General features: G+C 61.2%; 23 protein-coding genes and 1 pseudogene. 3 read left to right on the top strand and 21 right to left on the bottom strand.

Going from position 1 to position 21,692, the window contains the following annotated elements; translation table 11 throughout:
- Positions 1 to 130: 130 nt before the first annotated feature.
- The 5 genes and pseudogenes from tnpC to FA743_RS14250 form a co-directional block, all read right to left on the bottom strand.
- Positions 131 to 1,113 (bottom strand): annotated as a pseudogene (tnpC, locus tag FA743_RS14230) (IS66 family transposase); the annotation flags it as partial.
- Positions 1,114 to 1,167: 54 nt separating this feature from the next.
- Positions 1,168 to 1,521: an IS66 family insertion sequence element accessory protein TnpB gene (gene tnpB, locus FA743_RS14235; RefSeq protein ID WP_136886773.1), complete on the bottom strand. Its 354-nt coding sequence runs from the start codon at positions 1,519 to 1,521 to the stop codon at positions 1,168 to 1,170.
- On the bottom strand, positions 1,518 to 1,823 hold the full coding sequence (locus FA743_RS14240) for a transposase (protein WP_139616678.1): 306 nt from the start codon (positions 1,821 to 1,823) through the stop codon (positions 1,518 to 1,520). Before FA743_RS14240 ends, tnpB begins: the two co-directional genes overlap by 4 nt.
- 365 nt (positions 1,824 to 2,188) lie before the next feature.
- A complete protein-coding gene (locus tag FA743_RS14245; RefSeq protein WP_136886774.1) occupies positions 2,189 to 2,872 on the bottom strand; it encodes a hypothetical protein in 684 nt (227 codons plus the stop codon).
- The gene (locus FA743_RS14250; protein WP_136886775.1) at positions 2,862 to 3,626 is read right to left on the bottom strand and encodes a ParA family protein; all 765 of its coding nucleotides are present in this window, start codon (positions 3,624 to 3,626) and stop codon (positions 2,862 to 2,864) included. The genes FA743_RS14245 and FA743_RS14250 overlap by 11 nt, the downstream gene beginning before the upstream one ends.
- Before the next feature lie 542 nt (positions 3,627 to 4,168).
- On the opposite strand from FA743_RS14250, the gene FA743_RS14255 reads away from it, so the two are divergent.
- The 3 genes from FA743_RS14255 (at position 4,169) to FA743_RS14265 (ending at position 8,667) form a co-directional block, all read left to right on the top strand.
- Positions 4,169 to 4,798, top strand: a complete 630-nt coding sequence (locus tag FA743_RS14255; protein ID WP_136886776.1) for a helix-turn-helix domain-containing protein — start codon at positions 4,169 to 4,171, stop codon at positions 4,796 to 4,798.
- Between the two features lie 127 nt (positions 4,799 to 4,925).
- Complete coding sequence (locus FA743_RS14260) at positions 4,926 to 6,647, top strand: relaxase/mobilization nuclease domain-containing protein (RefSeq protein ID WP_169308893.1); 1,722 nt, start codon at positions 4,926 to 4,928, stop codon at positions 6,645 to 6,647.
- The gene (locus FA743_RS14265; RefSeq protein WP_136886778.1) at positions 6,640 to 8,667 is read left to right on the top strand and encodes a type IV secretory system conjugative DNA transfer family protein; all 2,028 of its coding nucleotides are present in this window, start codon (positions 6,640 to 6,642) and stop codon (positions 8,665 to 8,667) included. The genes FA743_RS14260 and FA743_RS14265 overlap by 8 nt, the downstream gene beginning before the upstream one ends.
- Positions 8,668 to 8,713: 46 nt before the next feature.
- On the opposite strand, the gene FA743_RS14270 is transcribed toward FA743_RS14265, so the two are convergent.
- The 16 genes from FA743_RS14270 to FA743_RS14340 all read right to left on the bottom strand — a co-directional run bounded on the left by FA743_RS14270 (position 8,714) and on the right by FA743_RS14340 (position 21,555).
- Positions 8,714 to 9,028: an H-NS histone family protein gene (locus FA743_RS14270; protein ID WP_136886779.1), complete on the bottom strand. Its 315-nt coding sequence runs from the start codon at positions 9,026 to 9,028 to the stop codon at positions 8,714 to 8,716.
- A gap of 62 nt (positions 9,029 to 9,090) precedes the next feature.
- Entirely contained in the window at positions 9,091 to 10,176 is a 1,086-nt protein-coding gene (locus FA743_RS14275; protein WP_136886780.1) for a TrbL/VirB6 family protein, read from the bottom strand.
- A gap of 1 nt (position 10,177) precedes the next feature.
- Entirely contained in the window at positions 10,178 to 10,765 is a 588-nt protein-coding gene (locus tag FA743_RS14280) for a hypothetical protein (protein ID WP_136886781.1), read from the bottom strand.
- On the bottom strand, positions 10,758 to 11,768 hold the full coding sequence (locus FA743_RS14285) for an ATPase, T2SS/T4P/T4SS family (RefSeq protein WP_425467187.1): 1,011 nt from the start codon (positions 11,766 to 11,768) through the stop codon (positions 10,758 to 10,760). Before FA743_RS14285 ends, FA743_RS14280 begins: the two co-directional genes overlap by 8 nt.
- 2 nt (positions 11,769 to 11,770) lie before the next feature.
- Complete coding sequence (locus tag FA743_RS14290) at positions 11,771 to 13,192, bottom strand: TraB/TrbI/VirB10 family type IV secretion system protein (RefSeq protein ID WP_136886782.1); 1,422 nt, start codon at positions 13,190 to 13,192, stop codon at positions 11,771 to 11,773.
- A complete protein-coding gene (locus FA743_RS14295) occupies positions 13,189 to 13,899 on the bottom strand; it encodes a TrbG/VirB9 family P-type conjugative transfer protein (RefSeq protein ID WP_136886783.1) in 711 nt (236 codons plus the stop codon). Before FA743_RS14295 ends, FA743_RS14290 begins: the two co-directional genes overlap by 4 nt.
- Complete coding sequence (locus FA743_RS14300) at positions 13,899 to 14,576, bottom strand: VirB8 family type IV secretion system protein (protein ID WP_136886784.1); 678 nt, start codon at positions 14,574 to 14,576, stop codon at positions 13,899 to 13,901. Before FA743_RS14300 ends, FA743_RS14295 begins: the two co-directional genes overlap by 1 nt.
- Before the next feature lie 29 nt (positions 14,577 to 14,605).
- Positions 14,606 to 15,394 (bottom strand): type IV secretion system protein, encoded by a 789-nt coding sequence (locus tag FA743_RS14305; RefSeq protein WP_136886785.1) that lies wholly within the window; start codon positions 15,392 to 15,394, stop codon positions 14,606 to 14,608.
- A gap of 1 nt (position 15,395) precedes the next feature.
- On the bottom strand, positions 15,396 to 16,499 hold the full coding sequence (locus FA743_RS14310) for a lytic transglycosylase domain-containing protein (protein WP_169308894.1): 1,104 nt from the start codon (positions 16,497 to 16,499) through the stop codon (positions 15,396 to 15,398).
- Between the two features lie 85 nt (positions 16,500 to 16,584).
- The gene (locus FA743_RS20360) at positions 16,585 to 16,809 is read right to left on the bottom strand and encodes a hypothetical protein (RefSeq protein ID WP_169308895.1); all 225 of its coding nucleotides are present in this window, start codon (positions 16,807 to 16,809) and stop codon (positions 16,585 to 16,587) included.
- Positions 16,802 to 19,180 carry a VirB4 family type IV secretion system protein gene (locus tag FA743_RS14315; protein WP_136886787.1) on the bottom strand — a complete coding sequence of 793 codons (2,379 nt, stop codon included), beginning with the start codon at positions 19,178 to 19,180 and terminating at the stop codon, positions 16,802 to 16,804. The genes FA743_RS20360 and FA743_RS14315 overlap by 8 nt, the downstream gene beginning before the upstream one ends.
- Entirely contained in the window at positions 19,170 to 19,448 is a 279-nt protein-coding gene (locus tag FA743_RS14320) for a VirB3 family type IV secretion system protein (RefSeq protein ID WP_136886788.1), read from the bottom strand. Before FA743_RS14320 ends, FA743_RS14315 begins: the two co-directional genes overlap by 11 nt.
- Before the next feature lie 5 nt (positions 19,449 to 19,453).
- The gene (locus FA743_RS14325) at positions 19,454 to 19,771 is read right to left on the bottom strand and encodes a TrbC/VirB2 family protein (protein WP_240768794.1); all 318 of its coding nucleotides are present in this window, start codon (positions 19,769 to 19,771) and stop codon (positions 19,454 to 19,456) included.
- The gene (locus tag FA743_RS14330; protein WP_136886789.1) at positions 19,768 to 20,388 is read right to left on the bottom strand and encodes a lytic transglycosylase domain-containing protein; all 621 of its coding nucleotides are present in this window, start codon (positions 20,386 to 20,388) and stop codon (positions 19,768 to 19,770) included. Before FA743_RS14330 ends, FA743_RS14325 begins: the two co-directional genes overlap by 4 nt.
- 100 nt (positions 20,389 to 20,488) lie before the next feature.
- On the bottom strand, positions 20,489 to 20,857 hold the full coding sequence (locus tag FA743_RS14335) for a hypothetical protein (RefSeq protein WP_246054974.1): 369 nt from the start codon (positions 20,855 to 20,857) through the stop codon (positions 20,489 to 20,491).
- A 518-nt stretch (positions 20,858 to 21,375) separates the two neighbouring features.
- Entirely contained in the window at positions 21,376 to 21,555 is a 180-nt protein-coding gene (locus FA743_RS14340; RefSeq protein WP_136886790.1) for a hypothetical protein, read from the bottom strand.
- Positions 21,556 to 21,692: the final 137 nt, after the last annotated feature.

The raw sequence follows: 21,692 nt of genomic DNA on the forward strand, positions 1-21,692 counted from the left end.
ACCATCACCGACAACCACAACGAAGGAGAAAGCTGACCAGAAAACAGCCTCGAAAAACGCCAACCCCACCGCCCAAAAACCGGCCAACGTGGTTGTCGCTCAAGGACAAGATGGTTGACGCGCTACAACCGCCCTTGCGCGAAGGTTTGGTCAGCCGGTTATAGCCTGTGTAACCATCGATTTGCAGAATGCCATCGAAGCCTGTCAGGAAGGTCTCGGCATTCTCGCCTGCGCGGCCGGGGGCATAAAAGTAGACCACGCCGGGCGGGTCCTCGCCGCCCCACGGCCGGTCATCGCGCGCCAGTGTCCAGAGATATCCGGTCTTTGTGGTCCCACGCCCCGGGTCCAGCACCGGGGCCGTTGTTTCGTCCATGAACAGCTTGCCCGACCGTTTGAGATGCTCGGCCAGCCGGTCCACCACCGGCGTCAGATGGAACGCGGCCTTGCCCACCCAATCGGCCAGAACGGCGCGGTGCAGATCAAGGCCCGCCCGCGCCAGGATCTGGCTCTGTCTATACAACGGCAGATGGTCCGCATACTTGCTGACCAGCACATGGGCGAGCGTCGCCTCGGTTGGCAGCCCGCCCGTGATCAGGCGGGAAGGTGCTGGTGCCTGAGTGACGCCGTCGGTGCAGGACCGGCAGGCATATTTCGGGCGGACGGTGACGATGACGCGCAGCTGGGCAGGCACGATGTCCAGCCGCTTGGCTCGCGGTCTTCACCGATCTTGTGCATGATGCCGCAGCCGCAGGGGCAGATCAGGCTGGCGGGCTCGATGACCTCTTCGATACGCGGCAGTGCAGCCGGTAGGTTGCCGATATTGCGCTTCGGCGCGGGCCTGGTCGCCCCCTTGTCCGTCCTGGTGGCCTGCGTTTCCCTCGAAGCCTCGACCTCGGCCAACGCAATGGACAGGTCCTCGAAAGCCAGCTGCCGCTCATCCTCGGTCAGCTTTTCCGACCGCTTGCCATGCAGGGCATGGTTCAGCTCGGCGATCAGATGCTCCTGGCGTCTGGTGATGTCCTTGAGAGCCGCCACCTCTTCCAACAACGCCTGAACCGCCGCACGCTGCGCGTTGGGAATGGCGGAAAGATCGAGAACAGAGGCTGCGAACATGCTCTGATTTTATCAAGGATCTCCGGCAAAAACATGGAAAATCAGGCAACTGATTCATTCTGCCGCAGCAGGGGGGCGGGTTTCCAGAGCTTTGACCTTGCGCCAGTCGAGCCCGGCAAACAGCGCCTCAAACTGGGCATGGTTCAGCGCCATGATCCCGTCCTTGATGGCCGGCCAGGTAAAGGTTGTATCCTCCAGCCGCTTGTAAGCCATTACCAGACCGGTGCCGTCCCAATACAAAAGCTTCAGCCTGTCCGCCCGGCGCGAGCGGAACACGAACACCGTGCCGGTGAACGGATCCTTGCGCAGCACCGACGACACCAGTGCAGCCAGGCCATCATGCCCCTTGCGGAAATCGACGGGTTTGGTCGCAACCATGATCCTCACGCGGTTGGAGGGGAAGATCATGGGGTAGCCGCCAGGGCGCGCACGACCATGGCAATCCGCTCCGCCGAGGCCCCGGCTTCCAGACGGATCACCACCGCGCCCGCGACGATCTCCGGCCGGGCCACGGCACCGACATCGGCCCGCGGCGCATCTTCAGCGGGGCCGAGCAACAGCGCCGCAAACTCCACCGGATCTTCAGGAGCAGGCAGCACCAGTCGCCCTTTCCGCGCCAGCGTCCGCCAAGAAGAGACATGGTTCGCCGGCACCCCGTGCCGCCGCGCAACGGTATTCACGGTCACGCCCGGCATCAGCGTCTCCGCCACAATCCGCGCCTTTACCTCATCCGGCCACTTCCGGTTCCGACGGCCGCGGCCGCCAGCCGGGAGAAGCTCCAATGCAGACTCCATGGAGAAACTCCGTCACAACAATCATCACGGTCCAATGAACCGATCAGAATGCCGCGCGGAAGGTGGGGGGCAGAGAACGCTTACGGTCATACCGGAAAGAAGCAGAGAATAAGCGCGGTTGATCAGCCCTTGTTCAGACTTCCGCGCCACAGGTCACAGGGAAAGGCGACCCTGCGTCCAGTTGGTAGGTCTGATCGCCAGCGGTCAGGTCTCAGTAGCTTTTTCTCATGCAAATGCAGGTGCTGCGTAAAGAGCCAGGATGCTTGCCGTAATCAAGGTCTTCATTCCGCATAATCCTGGATCATGGCGTCCAGACTTGAAAACCACGCAGGCTCGATCTGCCCAAGCAGCAATGCCGATTTGGGCGCTTTGTTTCCATTCCTGACCGTTGCCGCAATCGCCCGGATAACCTGAGGCTCAACCTTCATCGTGATCCGGTGGCTCCATTCTGCAGGGCCGCTCACCTCTGTTGATTGGGGAACATAGCGCGGCTCTATCGTGATCGTGGGCATGTTGGCGTAGGCAGCTTTCAGCACCGTTGCGCGGGGGGTGCCTTCGGCCTCAAGTCTCTCCAGCGCATCGGCATGGCGCTCCAACACCCTCAGGCGGAGGGTATGCGGCGCACCTGGCTTTGATCCGGCACGCCGTGGAATGACGAGATGTGCGAGACGATGGGGTGACGGATTGGTCTTTGCCTTGGGTGATGGGCCTGTCTCGCGGTCGCCGCTGTAAGACGCTTGTTCGACTTCCTTCTGAGTCACATCAGGCTCCGCATGGGCATGTCCCATGTCACCGTTGCGATTGGTGCTTTCCAAGGCAGGCGGCGCAACCGCTGGCTGCGCCTTGAAGCTCTTGATCGCATCGTCGCTGATCGTTTCCAGCTCGGGCCGTTGTGACCCCGCAGTAACGGCTTTTCCAAACCCGGTCGCATCGGGGCGAAGGGTCTTTATTCTTTCACGCGCCATGGGACGGCTCCATTTTTGTCCCCTCGATGATGTTGTTCATCAGATCGATGGCATGGGCCAGGGCGCTTTCATAGTGAAGTGCTTGCCCCTTGTCGCTCCACTGCCCGTTGCGGCACCTGTTCATGATGCCGCCAAGCAAACCTTGCTCATCCATTTCCCGATACTGCGGTCGCTCCGGGACCATCGTGGACAAGGGATTGAACTCGGCAACAATCTCATAATGGCGGTCGAAATCGCGGGTGGTGATGTCTTTCGGCTTCGGCAGGTCGCTTTTGTGGCGGACCATGACCGGCGGGACGCGGGTGAGGACAACCTGCAAGGGGGGGATCTGATCTGCGGAGACGACGCGCTTCTTGAGGTCATCGTGCCAGGCAATCGTTTCGCGAGTGCGGTCGCGATCAGGGTTGGCATTGGTGCAGGGCACGACGATCCGATCCACGACACCGGCCAGGTCATCCGCCCATTCGGCACCCTCTCCCTTGGTGTCGATAATGATGAAATCGACCGTGTCATCATTCTTCGCGACGATCTCATAGAGATCCTCTGCAACAGTCGTGGCGCGAACCATGATCTTTTCATCGTAATGGCCGTTGCTCTCAGCCCTGGTCCACCATTTGAGAATATCCTCGGCGGGATCGAGATCGATCACCAGACACTTCTTTTTGGAGTGCGCTATGGCTGATGCCAATAGCTTCGTGAGTGTCGACTTTCCGGCTCCGCCCTTGCGGTTCATCAATCCTATGACGATCGCCATGATGTGCTCTGTCCCTGTTCATGTCCGCGGCGAGACAATCATGCGCACGCTGCGTCCATCGTCCTGATTTCCGTTCTTCATTTTGACATGGCAGCAGTTTGTCAAGACGCACGGGTTCGTTCAGCCATTTAATCATGCATGTTGTCAATCTATTCGTCAGTCATTTCGTCATGCTGTCAGTCATCGTAAACGTCATGCGTTATGTCATTCTTTAAGCCGCCGTAACGCCATCCGATTATCGTGTTGCTTGGGCTCTGCGACCGCCTGTCCGCTGGCCAGAGGCGAGATGACGGAGCCCGAAGAGTTGATGGGCGGTCCTGAGTGCTTCAGCGCCCGCTATTTCGGCCGAGGAGCGGCCACGTAGGCCTTTCTCTTTCACCTACCCGCCTAGAGTCGCGACCTGCCCCCCTGAGGGCCCTCTGCGCGCCTCTGCCGCAGCTCTTCGGCCGCATGCGGCGCTGCGACCTCAGTTCGAGCGAAATTGAATTCATCTATCGGCTCCGCCCAGGCTTCCTTGACAGTCCCCCGGTCAGAGCCGATAGATGAATGAAGATGTGGCAGGAAATGTTATTGTAATTTTTTACACTATGGTCATGGTCGGAAGAACGAAGAAAATCACGCCTGGCGACGAGAAGAAGATCGTCGCGTCCGTACGGTCGGGCGTCCCCGTGGCCGTCCTGGCAAAGACCTATGGCGTCACGCGGCCCACCATCTATCGGGCCATCCGCAGCTTCCACGACAAGGCGCAGGAGGTTCATCTCGAGACTGCGGCCGTCTCGTTCACCGTCGATCGGAGCACCCTTCTGGCGTTCGATGCCTTCACCGAACGGCTTGGCTTGAAGAGCAGGGCCAATGCGTTGCGTCGCGTGTGTCGGGTTCCCGCCGGCTTTCTGTCGCCCGATCCGGACCTTGCCGACGCTCTGCGGGACGTTGCCCTCGAGCTATCCGCCATCGGGCGGAACGTGAACCAGCTGGTGGCCACCAAGAACTATGAGGTTCGCAGGGGCGCGAGGCTTAAACTGACCCGTCCGCAGCAGCAGTTGCTGAGTGATCTGCTGGTCCATATCGACGGGGTATCGGCGCAGGTGCGCCAGTTGGAGGCCAAGCGCGCCTCGGAAACCTTCCAGCGCTTTGTGGATGGCATGACGGGGGTGGTTGATGGGCCGGAGTGATGCTGTTGCCGGTGTTTCCACCAGGCTCTTCGAGGAGGGTTGGGAGAAGATCGGCGGGGGGCGTCCGTTCGCTGACGCCCGGCATATGGCCCGCGCGGCACAGGGAGCGTCCCCTGCGGTCTTCAAGATGATCCGTACCGGTGGCTGTGCATCAAAGGGTCAGCTGACGGCGCAGTTCAGCTACCTGTTCAGCAAGAGCGTGGATGTTCATGATTCACGTGGACTTCTGGACGGCGAGAAGCGTCTGACGCCCGAGCAGATCGAGCGTGCCGTGTCGCGCTGGACGGAGGAGTGGCGCGGCCAGATGAATGCGGCGCGGACAAGCCACATGATCATGTCGTTTCCGCGCGGGGCCAAGTCCAATCATGTCAGCCTGATTGCCGGGGAAATCTGCAAGGAAAAGCTGGGCGGGCGGTTTGATTACATGATCGCCGTGCACACGGACAGCCCGAACAAGAACCCGCACGCCCATGTCATCGTCAATCGGCGGGGAAGGGAACCGGGGGATTATTTTACCCTCCGTCAGGGCACGGAATACACCTACCAGGCCTTCAAGGAGGCGATGGTGGATCATGCTGCCCGGTATGGCATCCAGCTGGAGGCCACATCGCGTTTGCAGCGGGGGCATCTTCATTATCCCCCCACTGACGGCGAATGGCGTCGGGCACAGGAACAGGCCGCCGAGACCGGCACCGCCTTCGAGGCCCCTTCGGGCAAGCCGCGTACCGGCGATGCGCTCCACCGGGCTGCCGAGGAAATCCGCGACTGGTCGCTGCGCTATCGCGACTTGGCGAGCTACGCCTCGCTGGCAAATCTGCAAGATCTGGCGACCGCATTTGAAAAAGCATCCGCCGTCCTCGCCGAGGGCGGCGCCATTATCTCGATAGGAGACCCCTACATGTCTGTAGAGGAAGATTTTGACAAAGCCGCAGCGAATTTGAGGCGCGCAGTCGATGAGGCTGAAGTGCGGATTTCCGACGCCGCGCCGAACCAGCGTCCTGCCATGGAGCGCAAGCTGTCCGAGGCGCTATCCTCGGTCGCGCATCTGCAACCGCTTGGCGCCCGGTCGCGCGACCTGAGCGAAGCGGCCAGCGAAGAAGGCATTTATTCCGCCCAGAACGTCCAGGAAGTGAACACCCGTTTTGCGCTGGAGGGTCGCGACAAGCTGAGTGCCGCACTGGACGGCACCGGCATCGATCCGATCGAGGTCGAGGCCCGGATGCGGGTGGCGGCCAATTCCGCGGCGCTGGAAGCCCGGTGGGTTCAGCAGGATCTGCAGAGCGTGGCCGATCTGCGCGGCCTCGATCTGCGCGATGACGCCCAGCTGCAGCAGGCCATCGCGGTGGTCGATACCGCCTATGACCGGGTGGCCGCGGACTACGGTGTCGATGACGCCATCTATCAGCGTGCGAGCGGTCAACGCAGCGCGGCGCTGGAGACCTCCGAGCGGGGGCATGAGACCGCCGCGCAGATCGAACGGGCACGTGAGGCCGACGCTCAGGAGAGGGCGCCCGTCACGTCCATCGGGTCGCGCGACGCTGCCATCACCGACCATGCTGACTTGGCACGATATGCCAATCCTGTCGGAGCCGAGGACGAACGTCGCCTGCGCGAGGCTGTCGAGCGGTCGCTGACGCGCGAGGAACTTGTGGCTCTGAAGAATGGCGACGCGGCGGTTCTGCGCGGCGTCGGCGATCGGGAGGATCAGCTGACCCTGGCTCGCGATTACCTGCGCGCCAGCAACGATCCGACTGCGCTCGAGGGCATCGACCGGGTGAACGACGAACTCAACGCTGAGCGGGATCGCCTGCGTCAGGAACGCGGTCATGAGGGAGGCGGGCATGAATAGGTTGCGCATCCTCGGGGGCGCGTTGCTCTTCGCCCTGATCGGCACCGGCTTTGCCTATGTCATCGCGACCGGGTTTCTCTCCTTCCGGTATGGGCTGAACGGGCAGTATCTGGATTGGACGCTAATTGCCCGCGAAAATCTCGCAATGCGCTACAAGGACCCGCAGGCGTTTCAGATCATTGGATTAATCTGGGGCGGCTTCATTATCCTGTCGCTGCTGTTCTCGGCGAAGGTTCTGACGGAAAGCTTGACCACGTTCGGGCGTGCTCATTGGCAAAGCCGGCGGGAGCTGAAAGCCAACACGTTTTTCCAAAAGCCCGGTCGGGGATTTGTGGTTGGAAAGCTCGGCGCGCCGAAAGGCAGGGGAAAATTTCTCTGCTCCGCCTCCTTTCCTCACTGTCTTCTGGTGGCCCCCACAGGCGCGGGTAAGGGTATCAGCTTCGTGATCCCCAACCTGTTGCTGTTCCAGGGCAGCGCCGTGGTCCTGGACGTGAAGGGTGAGAATTTCGAACTGACCAGCCGACATCGGCGGTCCATGGGCGACAGGATCTGGCGCTTTGCGCCCCTTGATTGGGACAAGCCGAGCCATCGGTATAATCCCCTCGACCGGATCAATGCCCTTCCCAATCCCGATCAGCGACAGATGGAAATTCGCCTGCTGGCCGAGCTGTTCCTGCAGACCGAGGACGACAGTGCCAAGGGCTTGCTGGACGGTGGTATCGACCTGTTCGTGGCCTGCGGTATCTTTGCGATGGAGCGGGGCACGCCGACCCTGGGCGAGATCTACCGTCTGGCGTCCGCCGGGGGCGACAAGCAGAAGCAGTATCTGTCCTATGCAGACAAGGTGCAAAGCCCTGCCGCACGTTTGATGTTCGAACGGCTCGCATCCACCAATGACAAGACGTTGACGTCCTACCTGTCGCTGTTGATGACCTCGGGTCTCAGCCTGTGGTCGAACCCGGCAATCGACCGGGCGACCGAGACGAGCGATTTCAGTTTCCACGATTTCCGCCGCACACCGCAGACTGCATATTTCGTGGCACCGCCGCACGACAAGATCAGGGCGGTGGCACCTCTGGTCCGGCTGTTCTTCTCTGACCTGCTTTCCAGCCTGCACAGCCATCTGCCCGGCGCGGAAGAGCCGTGGCCGGTGATGATCATGCTGGACGAGTTCGACATGCTCGGCCGCATGCCGAGCGTGACCGACAGCATCAAGACGTTGCGCGCCTATGGCGGACACCTGGCAATCGTGACCCAGACCATTCCGGCGCTGGACAAGATCTACGGGGAAGATACCCGGTTGTCGCTGCAAGGCGGGGCAGGTGTGAAGATCTATCTGGCGCCGTCCGAGCAGCGCACGAAATCGGAGTTGTCTGCTGCGGTCGGCAAGACCACGCACCGGGTGACCTCCAAGTCAAAGACCATCGGAAAGGGTCCCTTCGCAGGGGTCAACATCTCTGAGCGAAGCGAAGACCGTGATCTGCTGACAGAAGACGAAGCTGGCCGGCTGCATGAAGACACGGTGATCATTCTCGCCAACGGTCAGCACCCGATCAAGGCGCGCCGGATCAAGTATTTTGACGACAGGGTGCTGAAACCCATTTTCCTGTCGCAGAAAGGCCAGCTGCCGGCGCCGGATCCGAAGGACGCGGAAATCCGTGACCTGCACGGTAACATGGTTCGCGCGACCGCGCGGATTGATGACCTGTCGGAGCGTGTGCAATCATTGTCTCAACAGCGCAGCCGTATCCGGCCAGTCCTGCCCGAGGGCTTGCTTGGTCACGGGTCGCAAAAACCTGATGAGGTAAAGCAATCCGAAGGTGCATTGGTTGCCGCAAAGGAAACCCGCAAAGAGCCGCCGACCCTCAAGCGAATGCGGAAGGTGAATATGTCGATCCGACAAGAGGACATGATTGGGAGCGGCGATGACAATGTCCGGGCACTCAGCCGAGCGACGGGCGAAGTCGACCAGATCACTGCCCAGAATGATAATGGCAGAACAATGGTCGCTGCCGAATAGCGAAACGGGCGGCCGATGGCCGCCCGTCTTTTTAGACTTGGGATGATTACTTGATCAGCAGATCATCGAGGTTGCCCCCGGCATCCAGATGACCCTTCACCCAGAGTGGCTGCCGCCCCCGGCCCGTCCAGGTCGCAGACGTGTCGTCGGGGTTGGCATATTTGGCCGCGACGGACGATTTGACAGATTTGCTGGCCCCAAGCAGCTCCTTCAACGAATAGCCATGCTCTTCAGCAGCCTGTTGAACCGCCGCCTTGGCTTTGTCTTTCTGCTTTGTCTCATAACCGTCGATCTGCCGACCAACCGTCTTGTGCAGGTCCCGAAGTTCCTTGAGCGACATGTTTTCGAGATCAATACTCATGTAAGTTCCTTTCGATAAAATGAGGACAGCCAAGGCCGCCCTTTTGTCTTTCGCTAATGCGATTATTTCTTTCCAAGCATTCGGGCTTTGTCTTGCATCCTATTTATCGACTCTGCAACCCCTGTCGAAGCTTGAAAAACAGTTGGATGGGCGGCGAACGCCTGACCGGCCCGACCAACAGCATTCTCACCTCGACGGGTTTGGCCGGGCGCGGAGGCAATAGCCGAGCCCGCAGAGCCAATAGTTTTACCTGTCGATATAGCCCCCTTGCCGGCATTCATGACGCTTCTCCCCTGCCCCATGAATTTGTTTCCCGCAGTGACAACGCCGAGCAATTGAAGGTTTCCTGACACACTCCCTACGATCATCGGCAAGAAACCAATACAAAGTAAAATCAGGATCATCAGAACCATGAACGGAAGAAAGTCCCCGATGCTTGCATACCCGGATGTACCGATGCGATTGATCAAGTCATTACCCATGGAAATCATGATCGAGAAAATCGATGCAATGAAGACAGGATAAAGGGACCAGCTTAAACAGGCGGACAGCCAACGTTCAAAAAAGCCTTTGGTTGCCTCGAATAATGTCAGAGCAATCATGATCGGGGCGAGGCCCAAGAGCACAGTGATGACGACCTTGGGAAACAGGATCATCAATGCGGATGCCGCCGAGATAAAACCCATGAGAACCAGACAAATCCCGGACACGATGCCTGTCACGAACCAGCCGCCCATTTCAGCTGCAATATTGGTCGCCGCCTCTGCAAATTGATCCATCATGCGATCAATAGCGGCCGCAAACCCGTCGGTGATGGTGGCCCCGCTGAGGCCATTTCCACTCGATGCAAGTATGCCTCCGGCGACCGCCTCGATTGCGGCCAGGATCCCGTTCGCGACGGTCCAGAACTGGTTCCAGTTCCATGCGAATATCCCAATCAATGACAGCTTGATCACCAGGCTGAGACATTGGACCCACGCCATGGGCCGCAGCTGCACCATCATATTGACGCCGACCAAAGCGACCGCGAGGACTGCCATGTAGCCAACAAGGGTTCCAGACGCCTCGACAAGTCCCAGAAAAGTTGATCTGGCGGCATTCTCCAGAAACCTTTCAGCTGACTCTATGATCGGTTGAACCGCTGGCATGTCAGCGACCTCGCCATGCCCTGCAGATATCGATGGACGCTTTCAGGTTTCTGCGCACCAGGCGGCTGACTTCATCTCGCATGACAGGGATTTCGTCCAAACCCCAACTTGCAACCACCGCTTGATATGAGGCGTCAGCTTCGTCCCATGATGGATACTCAACTTCGCATGGGCAGCTGCTTGTCTGGACGATATTTTCGTATCTGAAATTGTCGTAAAGGGCTTTCAGCAAGAGGGCTTGCTGCGCGTCTTCTGGTGGGACATTGGCCGCCCATGCCGGTTCCTCAGGCTTGACGCATCCGTGTCGTGTCAGATTTTGGCCCGGCGCGGCTTCAGCCAGATCGGGCGTGGTGAAGTCCATGAAGTTGCGATCTGCCTGGGACACAGGCGGCTCCCTCTGGATCTCTGCCATTTGCGGCTCAAGCATTCCGTCCATGGCAGCCAGCATCGAGTCTCTTTCCGTTTGGGTCAATAACGATGGTTCTGCGCGCGACGGGGAGCCGGCATAATATAGAACCCCTGCACCGCCGATGATTGTGCCAAGGATTACTGTTGCCGCGCCTGCCAAGGCTGAGTTGCGATCAATCATGGTTTTGCTCTCCATTGTCCCCGCTCTCGGGGATGTAAAATTCCAGCACGCCCCGATCGCCGCCGGCGCGGCCGGTCTGGATCACCACGTCGATCGAACTGCCGATGTAGCGCAGCGTGTCGGTATAGGTCAGCGGCAGCTCTGATTTCAGCGCCATGATGGCGAGTTTCGACAAGGCCAGCCTCGGGGTTTCCGCATGGATCGTGGTCATCGATCCGCCATGGCCGGTATTGATCGCTTCGATAAAGGTCATGGCCTCCTTGCCGCGAACCTCGCCGACGATCAGCCGGTCGGGCCGCATCCGCAGACAAGACGTCAGCAGTATGTCCGGCGTCCTGGTCCGGCTGTCGCGGTCCGCGATCAGCGTCACCACGTTGGGCTGTGTCGGGACCAGCTCGGAGGCGTCCTCGATGGTGATCATCCGTTCGCTGTCGCTGACATAGGACAGCATCTTGCGGGCGAAGACCGTCTTGCCGCTGTCGGTCGCGCCCGCGATCAGGGCGTTCATCTTGTGACCGACAATGAACGCCATGGCCGCGTCAATATCCCCGGAGGCCGCCAGATCTTTCAGTTCGCGTTTGGTCTCCGCGCGGGCCTTGTCCACCGAGTACTCCTGGCCATGCAGGTATTTCACCTTGATCTGGTCGAGAGGCAGAGACGAGAAGAACCGCATCGAGATGGCCGCACCCGACAGCACGGCAGGTTCTGCCACCACCTGTGCACGGATCGGACGGCCCCGGTAATCCACGGAGGTCGAGATGATCGGGGCGTCCCTGCCGAGGGTCAGCTTGCCCGCGCTGGCGATGATCCGGCCCAGGTCGGTGACTTCCTGCCGGTTCATCGAGTCGCGGGCTACCAGCTTCATCGCCGGATCGCCGTGTTCCAGCGACCAGATGCGGCCGTCCGGATTGATGGCGATTTCCACCAAGGCGGGGCTGTCGATGACAGCCCCGATCCGGGCCAGGGCTTCGTCGAGATAGCTGCCATGGGTCATAACGTTCATGCTCAGAATATCTCCAGATCGCGGTCCACCATCACGGTGATCCGGGTGCCCTGGGCCACGCTGATGGTCGGCGGCATCGACACATACTTGCCGATGGCCGAGTTGGTCGCACCGCCGAGAGCGTCGGAGACTTCGGTCGCGGCATCGTTCGATCCTCCCGTGGAAATGGTCACGCCGCCATCGTTGGTGTCGTTTTCCACAAGTGATGGGATGGCCGAGATCGTGGAGATCAGCGCCGCCGCCCCGAAGCGGCGGACAAAGTGGTTGTTGACCTTGCCGGTGGTCCCGGAACGGCCCAGAGCATCGCCGCCGAACGAGCTGATCTGCACCGACTGGTTGTCGGGCATGATGATGCGTTCCCAAGCCACCAGAAGCCGGTTTTGACCGGTATCCACGTCAGCGGAGTAGCTGCCGATCAGGCGAGATCCGCGCGGGATCAGGATGCGCGAGCCGTCATGGGCGACCACATCGGTGGTCACGAGGCCACGGATCGGACCTTCCAGCGTCGAGTCGATGGCCGTTTCCAGCACCGCCTGAATCATCGTGCCCTGCGTGACGGTGTTGGACGGATTGACGATGATTTCCGCGCGTTGCACCTGAACCGGACGACCGGCATCCCGCACAAACTGCGCGTCACTGCTCAGCCGTGCTGCCTGCTGTGCAGCTGCCCCGTCACCCAGACCCGCCGCTCCCGCGCCAGCACCCGCCGCGCCACCGCCTCCCCCGCCAAGTGCGACCATGGACGACTGCCGCCGCGCCTGTTCCAGCTGCCCGGCCTCATCCGCCGATTGCCGGCGCTGCGTTAGCAGATCGTCAGTGCTGCCCGGCATCACGCTTTGCCCGGTTTGCAGGCGCATCATGTCCATCTGATTGTTCAGCCCGGCGATTTGCAGGTCACGGCTGCTCAACGCATCCCGCAGTTCCTGTTCGCGGGACTGCGCCTCTTCGCGCAGCTGTTCCAACTCACCACGCATCTGCTCGAGAGCTTCGGTATCCAGGACAGGTTCGACATCGCTCTCTTCAGCCGGGGCATCCGCCAGGCGGTCGATCTGGTCTTGCAGCCCCCGGATCAGGTCAGCCAACTCGGAGCCCTCGTTGACCGGGGCAGGCTCAGGGGTGGTGTCCGGCGCAGCCATCAGCACCGGTTCCGGGGCGGCGTCGGGAGCCAGGCGCGGCGCGCTGTCCAGATCGCCAAAGCCGCTGCCCTCGCGCTGGAACTCGCTGGCCCTGCTGACATCGAGGTCCGCCGCACCTTCCGGCTGAGAGTAGACATAGACCAACCCGGCAATCAGCGCCCCGCCGCAGAGCAATCCGGTCATCCTGGCGGCATTTGCCGCAGGACGCGCCTTCCGCGCTGCCTTGGGGTCCGATTTCTCCAGCCCTGCCAAGCGTTCGCGCAGGTCGATGCTGTCCTGATCGCTCACTGCACCAACCTCACGGCTTTCATCATCCCCACGGTGGATTCAACCGAACCCAAGCGCAGCATCCAGAATGGGCTGGTGCCCGTGACCCGCACCACGCCATCGGGCAGGGTCTGGGAATTGACGGTGACTTCCTGACCCGCCGTGACCTTGAAGATCGCCGGCAGTTCGCCGTTGCGGCGGAAGGCGAAGTAGGTGAAGGCCCCGTCATCCCAGACTTCCGTGGGCGTGGTGCCGTTCACGATGCTGCCGCCGTAATCATGATTGAGCGGTCCGCGGGCCACGTGGCGGTTGGCGGGCGTGGTGCCGCCCGAGCCTCGCGGATAGGTGAAGCGGACCACTGAGAACTGCGCCGAGGCGCTTTCAGAGACTTCGAAGTAGTATTGCCGCTTGTTGGTGTAGACATTGATGTTCGTGGCCGCCCCGCTGGTGGTGGGCTTCATCACGAAGGCGCTGCCGCCCGGCACTGCATCGAAGTTGAAGCTGACGGTATCGCCTGCGACGACAGAGGTGATCTGCTCATCGGGGCCGAACTCCACGGAGGTGACCCGGCCAACCTGCGTCTGGACCCGGTAGACCTGTCCATCAACCCATTGGGCATAACGCACGCGGGCATCGAGATTGCCCGCCCGGGGGGTGACTTCGGCCAAAGCGACCGAGGCCCCCATGCAGACCGCGCACAAGGCCACGGCAAAACGAATACCCCGCATCACTGGACCTCCAACCTGTCAGAGGTGATTGCGTATTCGTAGACGGAGAAGCCAAACGGGTTGGTCCAGACCTCTTCCAGCGACCGGGCCTCGCTGGTCTCATAGCGGAGCGCCAGGGTGACGGTGAACAGCCCCTGGGTCTCCCCGTCATCGTTCTGCAGCCGCTTGCGCAGCCGCACCTGTGCCCGGTCATTGGTGATCAGCGTTACCGAAAGGACCTCCACATCCATGCGGGCACGCGGCCCGTATTTGCGCTGCGGATAATCCGGGTTCTCCGAGGCCCAGAGGCTGCGCATGGAGTGCAGGGCTGCCCCCGAGGACCGGGCCAGCACCAAGCGGACCCGCAGATCGTTGTCGAGCATGCTGTAGGTTTCCCGGTCGCGGACATAGGCATGGACGAGAGATTGGACGACCGCATCGCGGTTGCTGACGGAGATCGTTTCCAGATTGACCATCGGCAGGGCCATGCCGCTGCTCGGATCGAACGGCACCAGGACTGGGGCCGGGGACTCGAGGCTGGCCGCGATCACCGCCGCCATGATGCAGCCGACGGCGCCGAAGCCCCAACCCGCCACGCCGAATTTCTGCCAGAAGGCCCCGCGCCGGCGCTCGCCATAGATCAGCTCTTCTTCCGTTTCACTGACTCTCCGGTTTGCGACGGCGACGGCTTGCGCCATATTATTTTTGCGATTGAACATCGGTGGCCTCACTGCAAATCCGGCATGGTGAAATCGAGCATCTGCTGCTCCTGCGCCCAGGCACTGGCCTGCGACACGTCTGACATGCCCATCCCGTAGCTCTGGATGGCGAGCAGCTGGTTGTTCTTGATCAGCTCACTGACCGCCTCGCCCATCATCCGCGTGTTCAGATCTATGGCCTCCTTAATGCCGGTTTGCTGCGGGATTTCCCCTACCAGACTGTCGAGGCGCTGCAGGCTGACCGCTGTTTCCCGCTGCGCGGTGTCGGCCGAGGCTGCCACCAGCGCCCCGGTGGTGGCTTGGCCTGCGGCGCGTCTTTCCGCCACGGTGCCGTCCCGGCCCATGGCTTCGACCCGCGCAGGATCGAGGCCTGCCCCGATCATCGTAGACTGCGCGGCGGCCTGGATTTGCTCGCGGTAGCCTGACGACAGGCCCGACCAGTCGCCCGAGGATGCCGAGTTCGCCGTCTGCAGGATGCTGGTCATTTTCGGATCGAGAACCGCATCCAGCCCGCCGCCCATGAGAAGCCCCTGAATGTCGGCATTGCCGGTCAGGACGGCATAGATCTGCTGCAATTCATTCGTCTGCGATTGCAGTTCAGCTAATTGCTCAATGAATTGGTCCAGCATGTCGCTCTGAATGCCGTAATCTTCCAGCATCCGCCGGATCTGGATGATCTGCTGCGAAATGGACTGAGTATCAACGGTCGGCACCCCTTGCGCCGTGACCGGCGCGGGCAGCGCCACAGACAGGCACACACCCGCGCCGGCGATCAGTCCCTTGACTGCGTTTCGCATCTTACAATCCCCCTTGAAAGTTCATGAAGGCGCGTTCCTGCGCAAAGGCTGAGGCTGCCCCGACTTCAGTCGCGGTCATCGGCTTGGAACGGACCGCGACCAGTCGCGTCCTGATGATCAGCAGGCGCACGAACTCGGCCCGCATATAGCTGTTCAGCGCCATGGCCTCAGCTGCATTCGTTGTGTCTCCAAGACGCGACATGGCCTCGTTCAGGCGGTCCATCGCCAGCCCCATGTCCTGCCCGGCCTCATCCGCATATTCGGCCGTGGCCCCACCGATCATCGCCCGGTCGGCATTGGCCATATAGCTGGCTTCGATGGAGCCGATCTGGTCGGCAGCACCGAGGGCGGCCATGTATTCTCGATACTTGGTCGGGATGATCTGAACGTATTTCCGGGTTTCCGGGAAAGGCGGCACGCCGCCATGTCGGCGCACATTGCCCGCCCCGGCATTGTAGGCCGCCAGCGCCAGGATCATCTCGCCGTCAAATTCGTTCAGACGCTGCGCCAGATAGCGCGCACCACCCTCTGCCTGAATGTAAGGGTCATTCCGATAGGTGTTTCTGATGCCCAGATCACCCGCCGTATCAGGCATGATCTGGGTCAGGCCGTAGGCCCCGACCGGCGATTGGGCATGCGGGTTGAACCGGCTTTCCTGCCAGACCAGCGCCTGCAACCAGCATCGCCACTGGATCGGCGACAGTCCCGCGCGCTGCATGTGGTGGGTGTCTGCCGCCGCGCGAATGATGATCTGTTCCACGTTTTCGCGCGCGCCACTGAACAGGCGGTCGGCAGCGGCGCTGTTCTCGGTCGCATACACATCGGCTACCGGGGCCGCGCCGTCCTCAAGGCCACTCATCATGTCCTCCGCCCCGGCGCCGTCATCGGGCAGGGTCATCCCGCCCGTGACGGCCTCAAGTGCCGCGACCTGCTCACGGTCGGCTTCAAGGCGCCTGCGCCCTTCCTCGGCCTTCTGCCGTTGCAGAACCAGGTCCGCCTCCAGCCGCAGGGTGATTTCCGCCTCACGGGCATTCTTGGCCGGATCGACCACCGGCACACCCTGCGCCATCGCAGTGCTGGACAGCATCAGGACAAGAAGAGGCACGCGCAGAGCCAACCGCAGGATGCCCGCCGGCCCTTGCTCGTTCCTTGACGTCTCGCGCGGGCCTGTCCCCAACGTGGCATTAGTATCACCGTTGCGCATAGGGACCGTCCTCGACCGCGCCTTCATAGACGCCCACCTGCCGCACGGCATCCCGGCGCGCTTCGCCCCAGAGTTCCGGCAGGGGGCGCAGGTCGCAGGTCAGATCGCCGCGCGCATTGAAGCATTTGCTGCTGACCGGCTGCGATGGGGTGCCCGCGCAAGCCGACAAGGCCAGGGTCGCCAAAACGGCGCAGAGGGTATGTTTACGCATCATCAAAACCTTTCCAGAAATCGGGGCGGGTCCGGTAGTCCGCGCCCACCAGCGCCTCACCGGCCTTCATGCCGCCGAGGATGGTCAGGAGCGGGCCGAGAGCCGACAGGTCGGTGTCGATGACGTGCGATCCGTCATCGGAGCGCAGCAGGGCGATGCGCGATCCGGGGTTCACGCCCATGAGGATTTCCAGCTCCTTCTGGTTCAGACCGAGACCGGCATAATCTTCAGGATTGGCTTCCTTGTTCGGCAGCAGCATCTTGGTGGGCAGCGCCTGCAACAGGGTCCGCCCGTGGGCGGAGGCGTTCAGCTGATGCGCAAACTGCGTCATCATCACCACGACCGTGTTCTGCTTCCGCGCTGTCACCAGCCAGTTCTCGATCCGGCCCGCGAAGTAGGTGTTATCCAGCGCCTTCCAGGCTTCATCGATGATGATGATCGTCGGGCGCTTGTCCTCGATCTGCCGTTCGATGCGCCGGAAGATGTAGGACAGCACCGCCATGCGGGCCCTCGGATTTTCGCTGTCCAGAATGTCGGTCAGGTCAAAACCCACAAACTGCCCGTCCAGCGAGAAGTTGTCCTCGACCTCGCGCCCGAAGATCCATCCGAAGCGATGCCCCTCTGTCCATTCGTTCAGCCGGTCTGCCAATGCCCCGCCGTCATGGGTGGAGCCGACCAGCTGCGCAAACTGTGTCCATGTCCGCAGGTTCGGGTTTCGCGCCTCGGCGTTCTGGCGCACGGCGTTGCGCACCGCGCGGGATTGTTCGGGCTGAAGTTGACTATGGCCGGTTTCCATCAGGTGGATGAGCCAGTCGCTCAGCCATTCCTGCCCGGACGTGTCCGTCTCCACCCAGAGCGGGTTGAGGCCGGTGCGTTCACCCGCCTTCAGTTCCGAATACCGACCCCCGAGGGCGCGCACGGCCATTTCCAGGCCCCGGCGATAGTCGAAGACAAACACCCGCGCGCCCACGCGCTGTGCCTGCGCGGCCAGAAACGCCGCCTGCACCGATTTGCCCGATCCCATCCGACCCAGGACCAACGTATGGCCGTTGCTCGGCTCCTTGGTCGGATCGCCCGCCTCGTGGAAATTGAACCGATAGGCGCTGCGCGAGATGGTCGGAAACCAGGTGATCGGCGTGGCCCATGGCACATTGTCGCCGCTCTTGCCCATCGCCGCACAATGCAGGGCGGCGAAGTCGGTAAACTGTTCGTTGGTGATCGCACCTTCCCGGATGCGAAAGGCCCGGTTGCACGGATGCTGGCCGAAATAGACGGTGCGCGCCGTGTAGCCCTGCGACACCAGCTTGACGCCCGCGGTCACCGCGATGTTGCGGATCATCGAGCTGATCCGGGCCAGCTCTTCCTCGCTGTCGGCGTAGACGGCGACGGCCATCTGATGTTGCCCGAACGAGATTTCTCCCGAAGCCAGCCGGTTCTGCGCCTCGCCCAGGGCATCGATCAGATTGGCGGCCTTGTCGTTGATTGCGGCGCGGCGGCGCAGTTCCCGCGAGATCCGCTCTTCCATGATGCCGTTGTTGACCGGGACATAGTAGTTCGACACCACCATATCGACGGGCAGGTCCAGTTCATCGAACATGGTCACGAAGGAGTCGCGGGGAAATTCCTTGATCGAGTAGATCATCCCCACCCGATCCGGCAGGCTGCCCCCGGTCAGATAGATCTTGTCGCCCTTGAAGGTGACGCGGGTGTTGGACACAGTCTCCGCAATGGACCGGTCCAGCGCCGTGTGGAAAGTCGGCACCTCGATGCCGGTGTTGATGCTTTCCAGAAACCCGAGCAGTTGGCCGCTCGATGCGGTCAGCACCTGCGGGTCCATGTGCGACAGGGCCGAACAGAGAAATTCCACGACTTCCTGCAGCTGGCCCACTTGGCCGTCGATCTGCCGGGCGAGCAGTTCCTGCGATTTGCGCGGCGTGTAGGGGATCTTCGACAGCACGTCAGGCCGCTTGATGACGGTGATGGTGATTGTGTGCTCGCGCAGGTTGGCCCGGCGCATATGTGCCTGCCAGCGCCGATCGATCCGGGCGGCAAGCCCGTCACCCATGACGGGCGGCAGGTCTGTCTCGATACGGCGCGAGACCTTGTGGACGGTATAGGCAAACTTGTCGCCGGTCTGGGCGATGATGCTGGCAAAGATCTCCTTCATCCGGTCCAGCATCTCGTCGGCGACCGTCAAACTGTTCAGCCCGGCGACGCGAATGCACTGGAACAACTCGTTGCCCCTGGTGCGGATGGTCAGGTCATCGATCAGCGAGACATAGGGCAGCATCGAGGCCACCGACTGTTCCCGGCTGGCCCATGCGGGCAGGGCATCGAGGGCGGCAGGCCCGATCCGAAGATCACGGTTCATAGCTGTCAGCCCCCCATTGCTCGCGGTTTGTGGTTCGGCGGGTCTTCTTGCTCACCACTGTGACCACATCGAAGAAATGCGGGTCCCATTCCGCGGCAAGCCAGAAGGCCGGATAGGTCAGCGCCGTGAATGTGAGGGTCCAGAAACTTTGGACCCACACGAAAGCCAGGACGGACCCCATCGACCAGATCACGAAATAGAACATCGGCAGGCCCATGACGCGGGCCGGACGAATGAGACCGAGGAAGAGCGGGGACCGTTTGACCATGAGGATTACTGACCCCACATCGCGTTCACGATGACGCTGGCACCGGCGACGATGGCGATACCGGCGACGACATAGACGACTGTGCGGAAATCGACATAGCCCATCAGCCAGGCAGCCCCGATGCCGATCACCGCCAGCGTGGCCATGGCCCGACCAAGCGGGCCGGTCAGGGTGGTGGCGATGCCGGTCAGAATGTTGGTGATCGGGCTGAGGTCCACCGTGCCCTGGGCCAGTGCAGGCGAGGTCATCAGCACGAGGAGCCCGACCGCCAGCAAGGAAAACAGCAAAAGGCTCATTGCCGGAACTGGCAGGGATCTGGTCATAAGGTATCTCCGTTCAATCGGGTAAAGACGGCCATGACCTTGCGGACGTGACCTTGGGTCTCGCGGTAGGGCGGAATGCCCCCGTGTCGCGAAACAGCATCCGGGCCAGCGTTATAGCCAGCCAGCGCCAGCTCCTTCGATCCGAAGCGGTCGAGGAGAAGGAGCAGGTATCGGGCAGAACCGTCGAGGTTCTGATGCATGTCATGGGGGTCCACACCAAGCGTGGCGGCCGTGCCTGGCATCAGCTGGCCGAGGCCGATGGCCCCGACATGGCTGCGCGCCCGAGGGTTGTAGGCACTCTCGATCTCGATATTGGCGCGATAGAAATGCCGCCATTCCATGACCGACATGTCCACTTTGCGCAGGGCGACGTGACCGCCGTAGCGCATCGCCGTCTGATCAATGGCATTGAGGACGTCTTCGCTTCCGAAAACAGCGCGCGGTGCAACAAAACCGCTGTCCGGTTCTGAAAGAAACGACATGGTATCTTGAGAAGGAGAGGCCGAGCGTTCCGCCTCTGGGATTATTGGTTGCCCGTCTGATCCGAAATGGCGGGCGAAACCGTTACTCTGTTCCCGGTATTGAAAGGTCCCATCGGACCCCGGCACAAGAACCATGCCCTGCCCGAGGCACGCAGTTGCATTAACTGTCAGCCCCGCGAAAAGGCAGGCAAATGCCGCCGGGGAGAGGCCATCGAGAAAACGCCGTGTTGGGGCTTCAGCTCCCGCTCTTGTCCGAAGGGTTTTTGGAAAGTGCCTGGATCGTTCGGCCCCCGGAGAGGAAGGGAATATCCAGATGCGTGAAACCAGCTTCGTGCATGAATGACGACAGGCCGTTAATGGTTTTGAAGACCCTGATCTTGATTTCGTCCATGTCATCGACCCGCCGCGGCGTGGTGACAAGAAGTTTTTCGATCGTCCTGTCTGGATTGACGACGCGGACGGTCCATTCGCCATACCAAACGGACGCTTTGCGATATGCCGCAACCTGGCACACCACCTCAGCGAGGTAGCCGCTGGCGATGAGCTTTCTGAACCGGGGTTCGGTAACCACATTCGGCGTTTCTTTTTCTAACTCTATTTCCACGCCGGTGGCCCTCCCATTGGTAGGACCCGGCACCCTTCTCGAGTGCCTGTGTCCTACGATATTATAATATTGGCAGCAACCCTATAGAGTCACTGACTACTGATTTTAGATCGCGCGGCCATCAGTAGGGTGAAGCACTCTGAAATCAAAGCTCTTTCGAGCGACGTGGGCTGCGCGGACAACGAGAATGGCGGCATGTAGGCACGCCTGCCTCCTGCCGCCGACGTCCTTGCCGCGATCCTGGGATTTCCCATGTGCCGCTTCGCCGGGTCGTTCCGAACGATGCCCCGACGGCAAGGACGGGGGCAGGCATTCTAAGACATGATTTATGATACAATTTCAGTGGTGTAGAGCCGAACCTGAGAACTTTGCAGAAGACGGCCGCTGATCCCCCGGGGGCGCGAAAAGCTCAGAAGGACGAATGTGAGGTATCTGAAACGGCAGAGAAGCAGGCTGGCCCGAACAACCAGCCTCCTTCTTATGCGTCCGGACTTACACCTTGGAGATCACAACATCCGTCACTCGTAAATGACGCTTTCGCATCTCTCGCCCTTCCACATCACTGCGACCTGACCGGTGTTCCACCTGTAGAGCCATCCCACAACTTTCCGCGACTCCTGATCGAGGACGCGCTTGATCGGGTATGCCTGTTCTCGGTCACCGAGCACTCCCACCATGTCGCTCTCGGCGGACATCATCTTGCTGCCTTGTAGACCCATCTTTCAGCTCCCACGGGTTTTGCGGTCCGGTGACGCAACGCGCGTCTCGGACAAGCCATTTGTTCATTGCTGGTTAATGAACTATGGCTTCTGCCCTGATCACGGCATGATGCGAA

This window comes from Paracoccus gahaiensis, from assembly GCF_005048225.1.
Taxonomy (GTDB): Bacteria; Pseudomonadota; Alphaproteobacteria; order Rhodobacterales; family Rhodobacteraceae; genus Paracoccus; species Paracoccus gahaiensis.

Bases quoted from the DNA above. Each gene is read 5' to 3' on its own strand.
- tnpB (WP_136886773.1), bottom strand. From the start codon at position 1,521: ATGATCTTCCCCTCCAACCGCGTGAGGATCATGGTTGCGACCAAACCC.
- FA743_RS14245 (WP_136886774.1), bottom strand. From the start codon at position 2,872: ATGGCGCGTGAAAGAATAAAGACCCTTCGCCCCGATGCGACCGGGTTT.
- FA743_RS14250 (WP_136886775.1), bottom strand. From the start codon at position 3,626: ATGGCGATCGTCATAGGATTGATGAACCGCAAGGGCGGAGCCGGAAAG.
- FA743_RS14255 (WP_136886776.1), top strand. From the start codon at position 4,169: ATGAATGAAGATGTGGCAGGAAATGTTATTGTAATTTTTTACACTATG.
- FA743_RS14260 (WP_169308893.1), top strand. From the start codon at position 4,926: ATGATCCGTACCGGTGGCTGTGCATCAAAGGGTCAGCTGACGGCGCAG.
- FA743_RS14265 (WP_136886778.1), top strand. From the start codon at position 6,640: ATGAATAGGTTGCGCATCCTCGGGGGCGCGTTGCTCTTCGCCCTGATC.
- FA743_RS14270 (WP_136886779.1), bottom strand. From the start codon at position 9,028: ATGAGTATTGATCTCGAAAACATGTCGCTCAAGGAACTTCGGGACCTG.
- FA743_RS14275 (WP_136886780.1), bottom strand. From the start codon at position 10,176: ATGCCAGCGGTTCAACCGATCATAGAGTCAGCTGAAAGGTTTCTGGAG.
- FA743_RS14280 (WP_136886781.1), bottom strand. From the start codon at position 10,765: ATGATTGATCGCAACTCAGCCTTGGCAGGCGCGGCAACAGTAATCCTT.
- FA743_RS14285 (WP_425467187.1), bottom strand. From the start codon at position 11,768: ATGAACGTTATGACCCATGGCAGCTATCTCGACGAAGCCCTGGCCCGG.
- FA743_RS14295 (WP_136886783.1), bottom strand. From the start codon at position 13,899: ATGCGGGGTATTCGTTTTGCCGTGGCCTTGTGCGCGGTCTGCATGGGG.
- FA743_RS14300 (WP_136886784.1), bottom strand. From the start codon at position 14,576: ATGGCGCAAGCCGTCGCCGTCGCAAACCGGAGAGTCAGTGAAACGGAA.
- FA743_RS14305 (WP_136886785.1), bottom strand. From the start codon at position 15,394: ATGCGAAACGCAGTCAAGGGACTGATCGCCGGCGCGGGTGTGTGCCTG.
- FA743_RS20360 (WP_169308895.1), bottom strand. From the start codon at position 16,809: ATGCGTAAACATACCCTCTGCGCCGTTTTGGCGACCCTGGCCTTGTCG.
- FA743_RS14315 (WP_136886787.1), bottom strand. From the start codon at position 19,180: ATGAACCGTGATCTTCGGATCGGGCCTGCCGCCCTCGATGCCCTGCCC.
- FA743_RS14320 (WP_136886788.1), bottom strand. From the start codon at position 19,448: ATGGTCAAACGGTCCCCGCTCTTCCTCGGTCTCATTCGTCCGGCCCGC.
- FA743_RS14325 (WP_240768794.1), bottom strand. From the start codon at position 19,771: ATGACCAGATCCCTGCCAGTTCCGGCAATGAGCCTTTTGCTGTTTTCC.
- FA743_RS14330 (WP_136886789.1), bottom strand. From the start codon at position 20,388: ATGGTTCTTGTGCCGGGGTCCGATGGGACCTTTCAATACCGGGAACAG.
- FA743_RS14340 (WP_136886790.1), bottom strand. From the start codon at position 21,555: ATGATGTCCGCCGAGAGCGACATGGTGGGAGTGCTCGGTGACCGAGAA.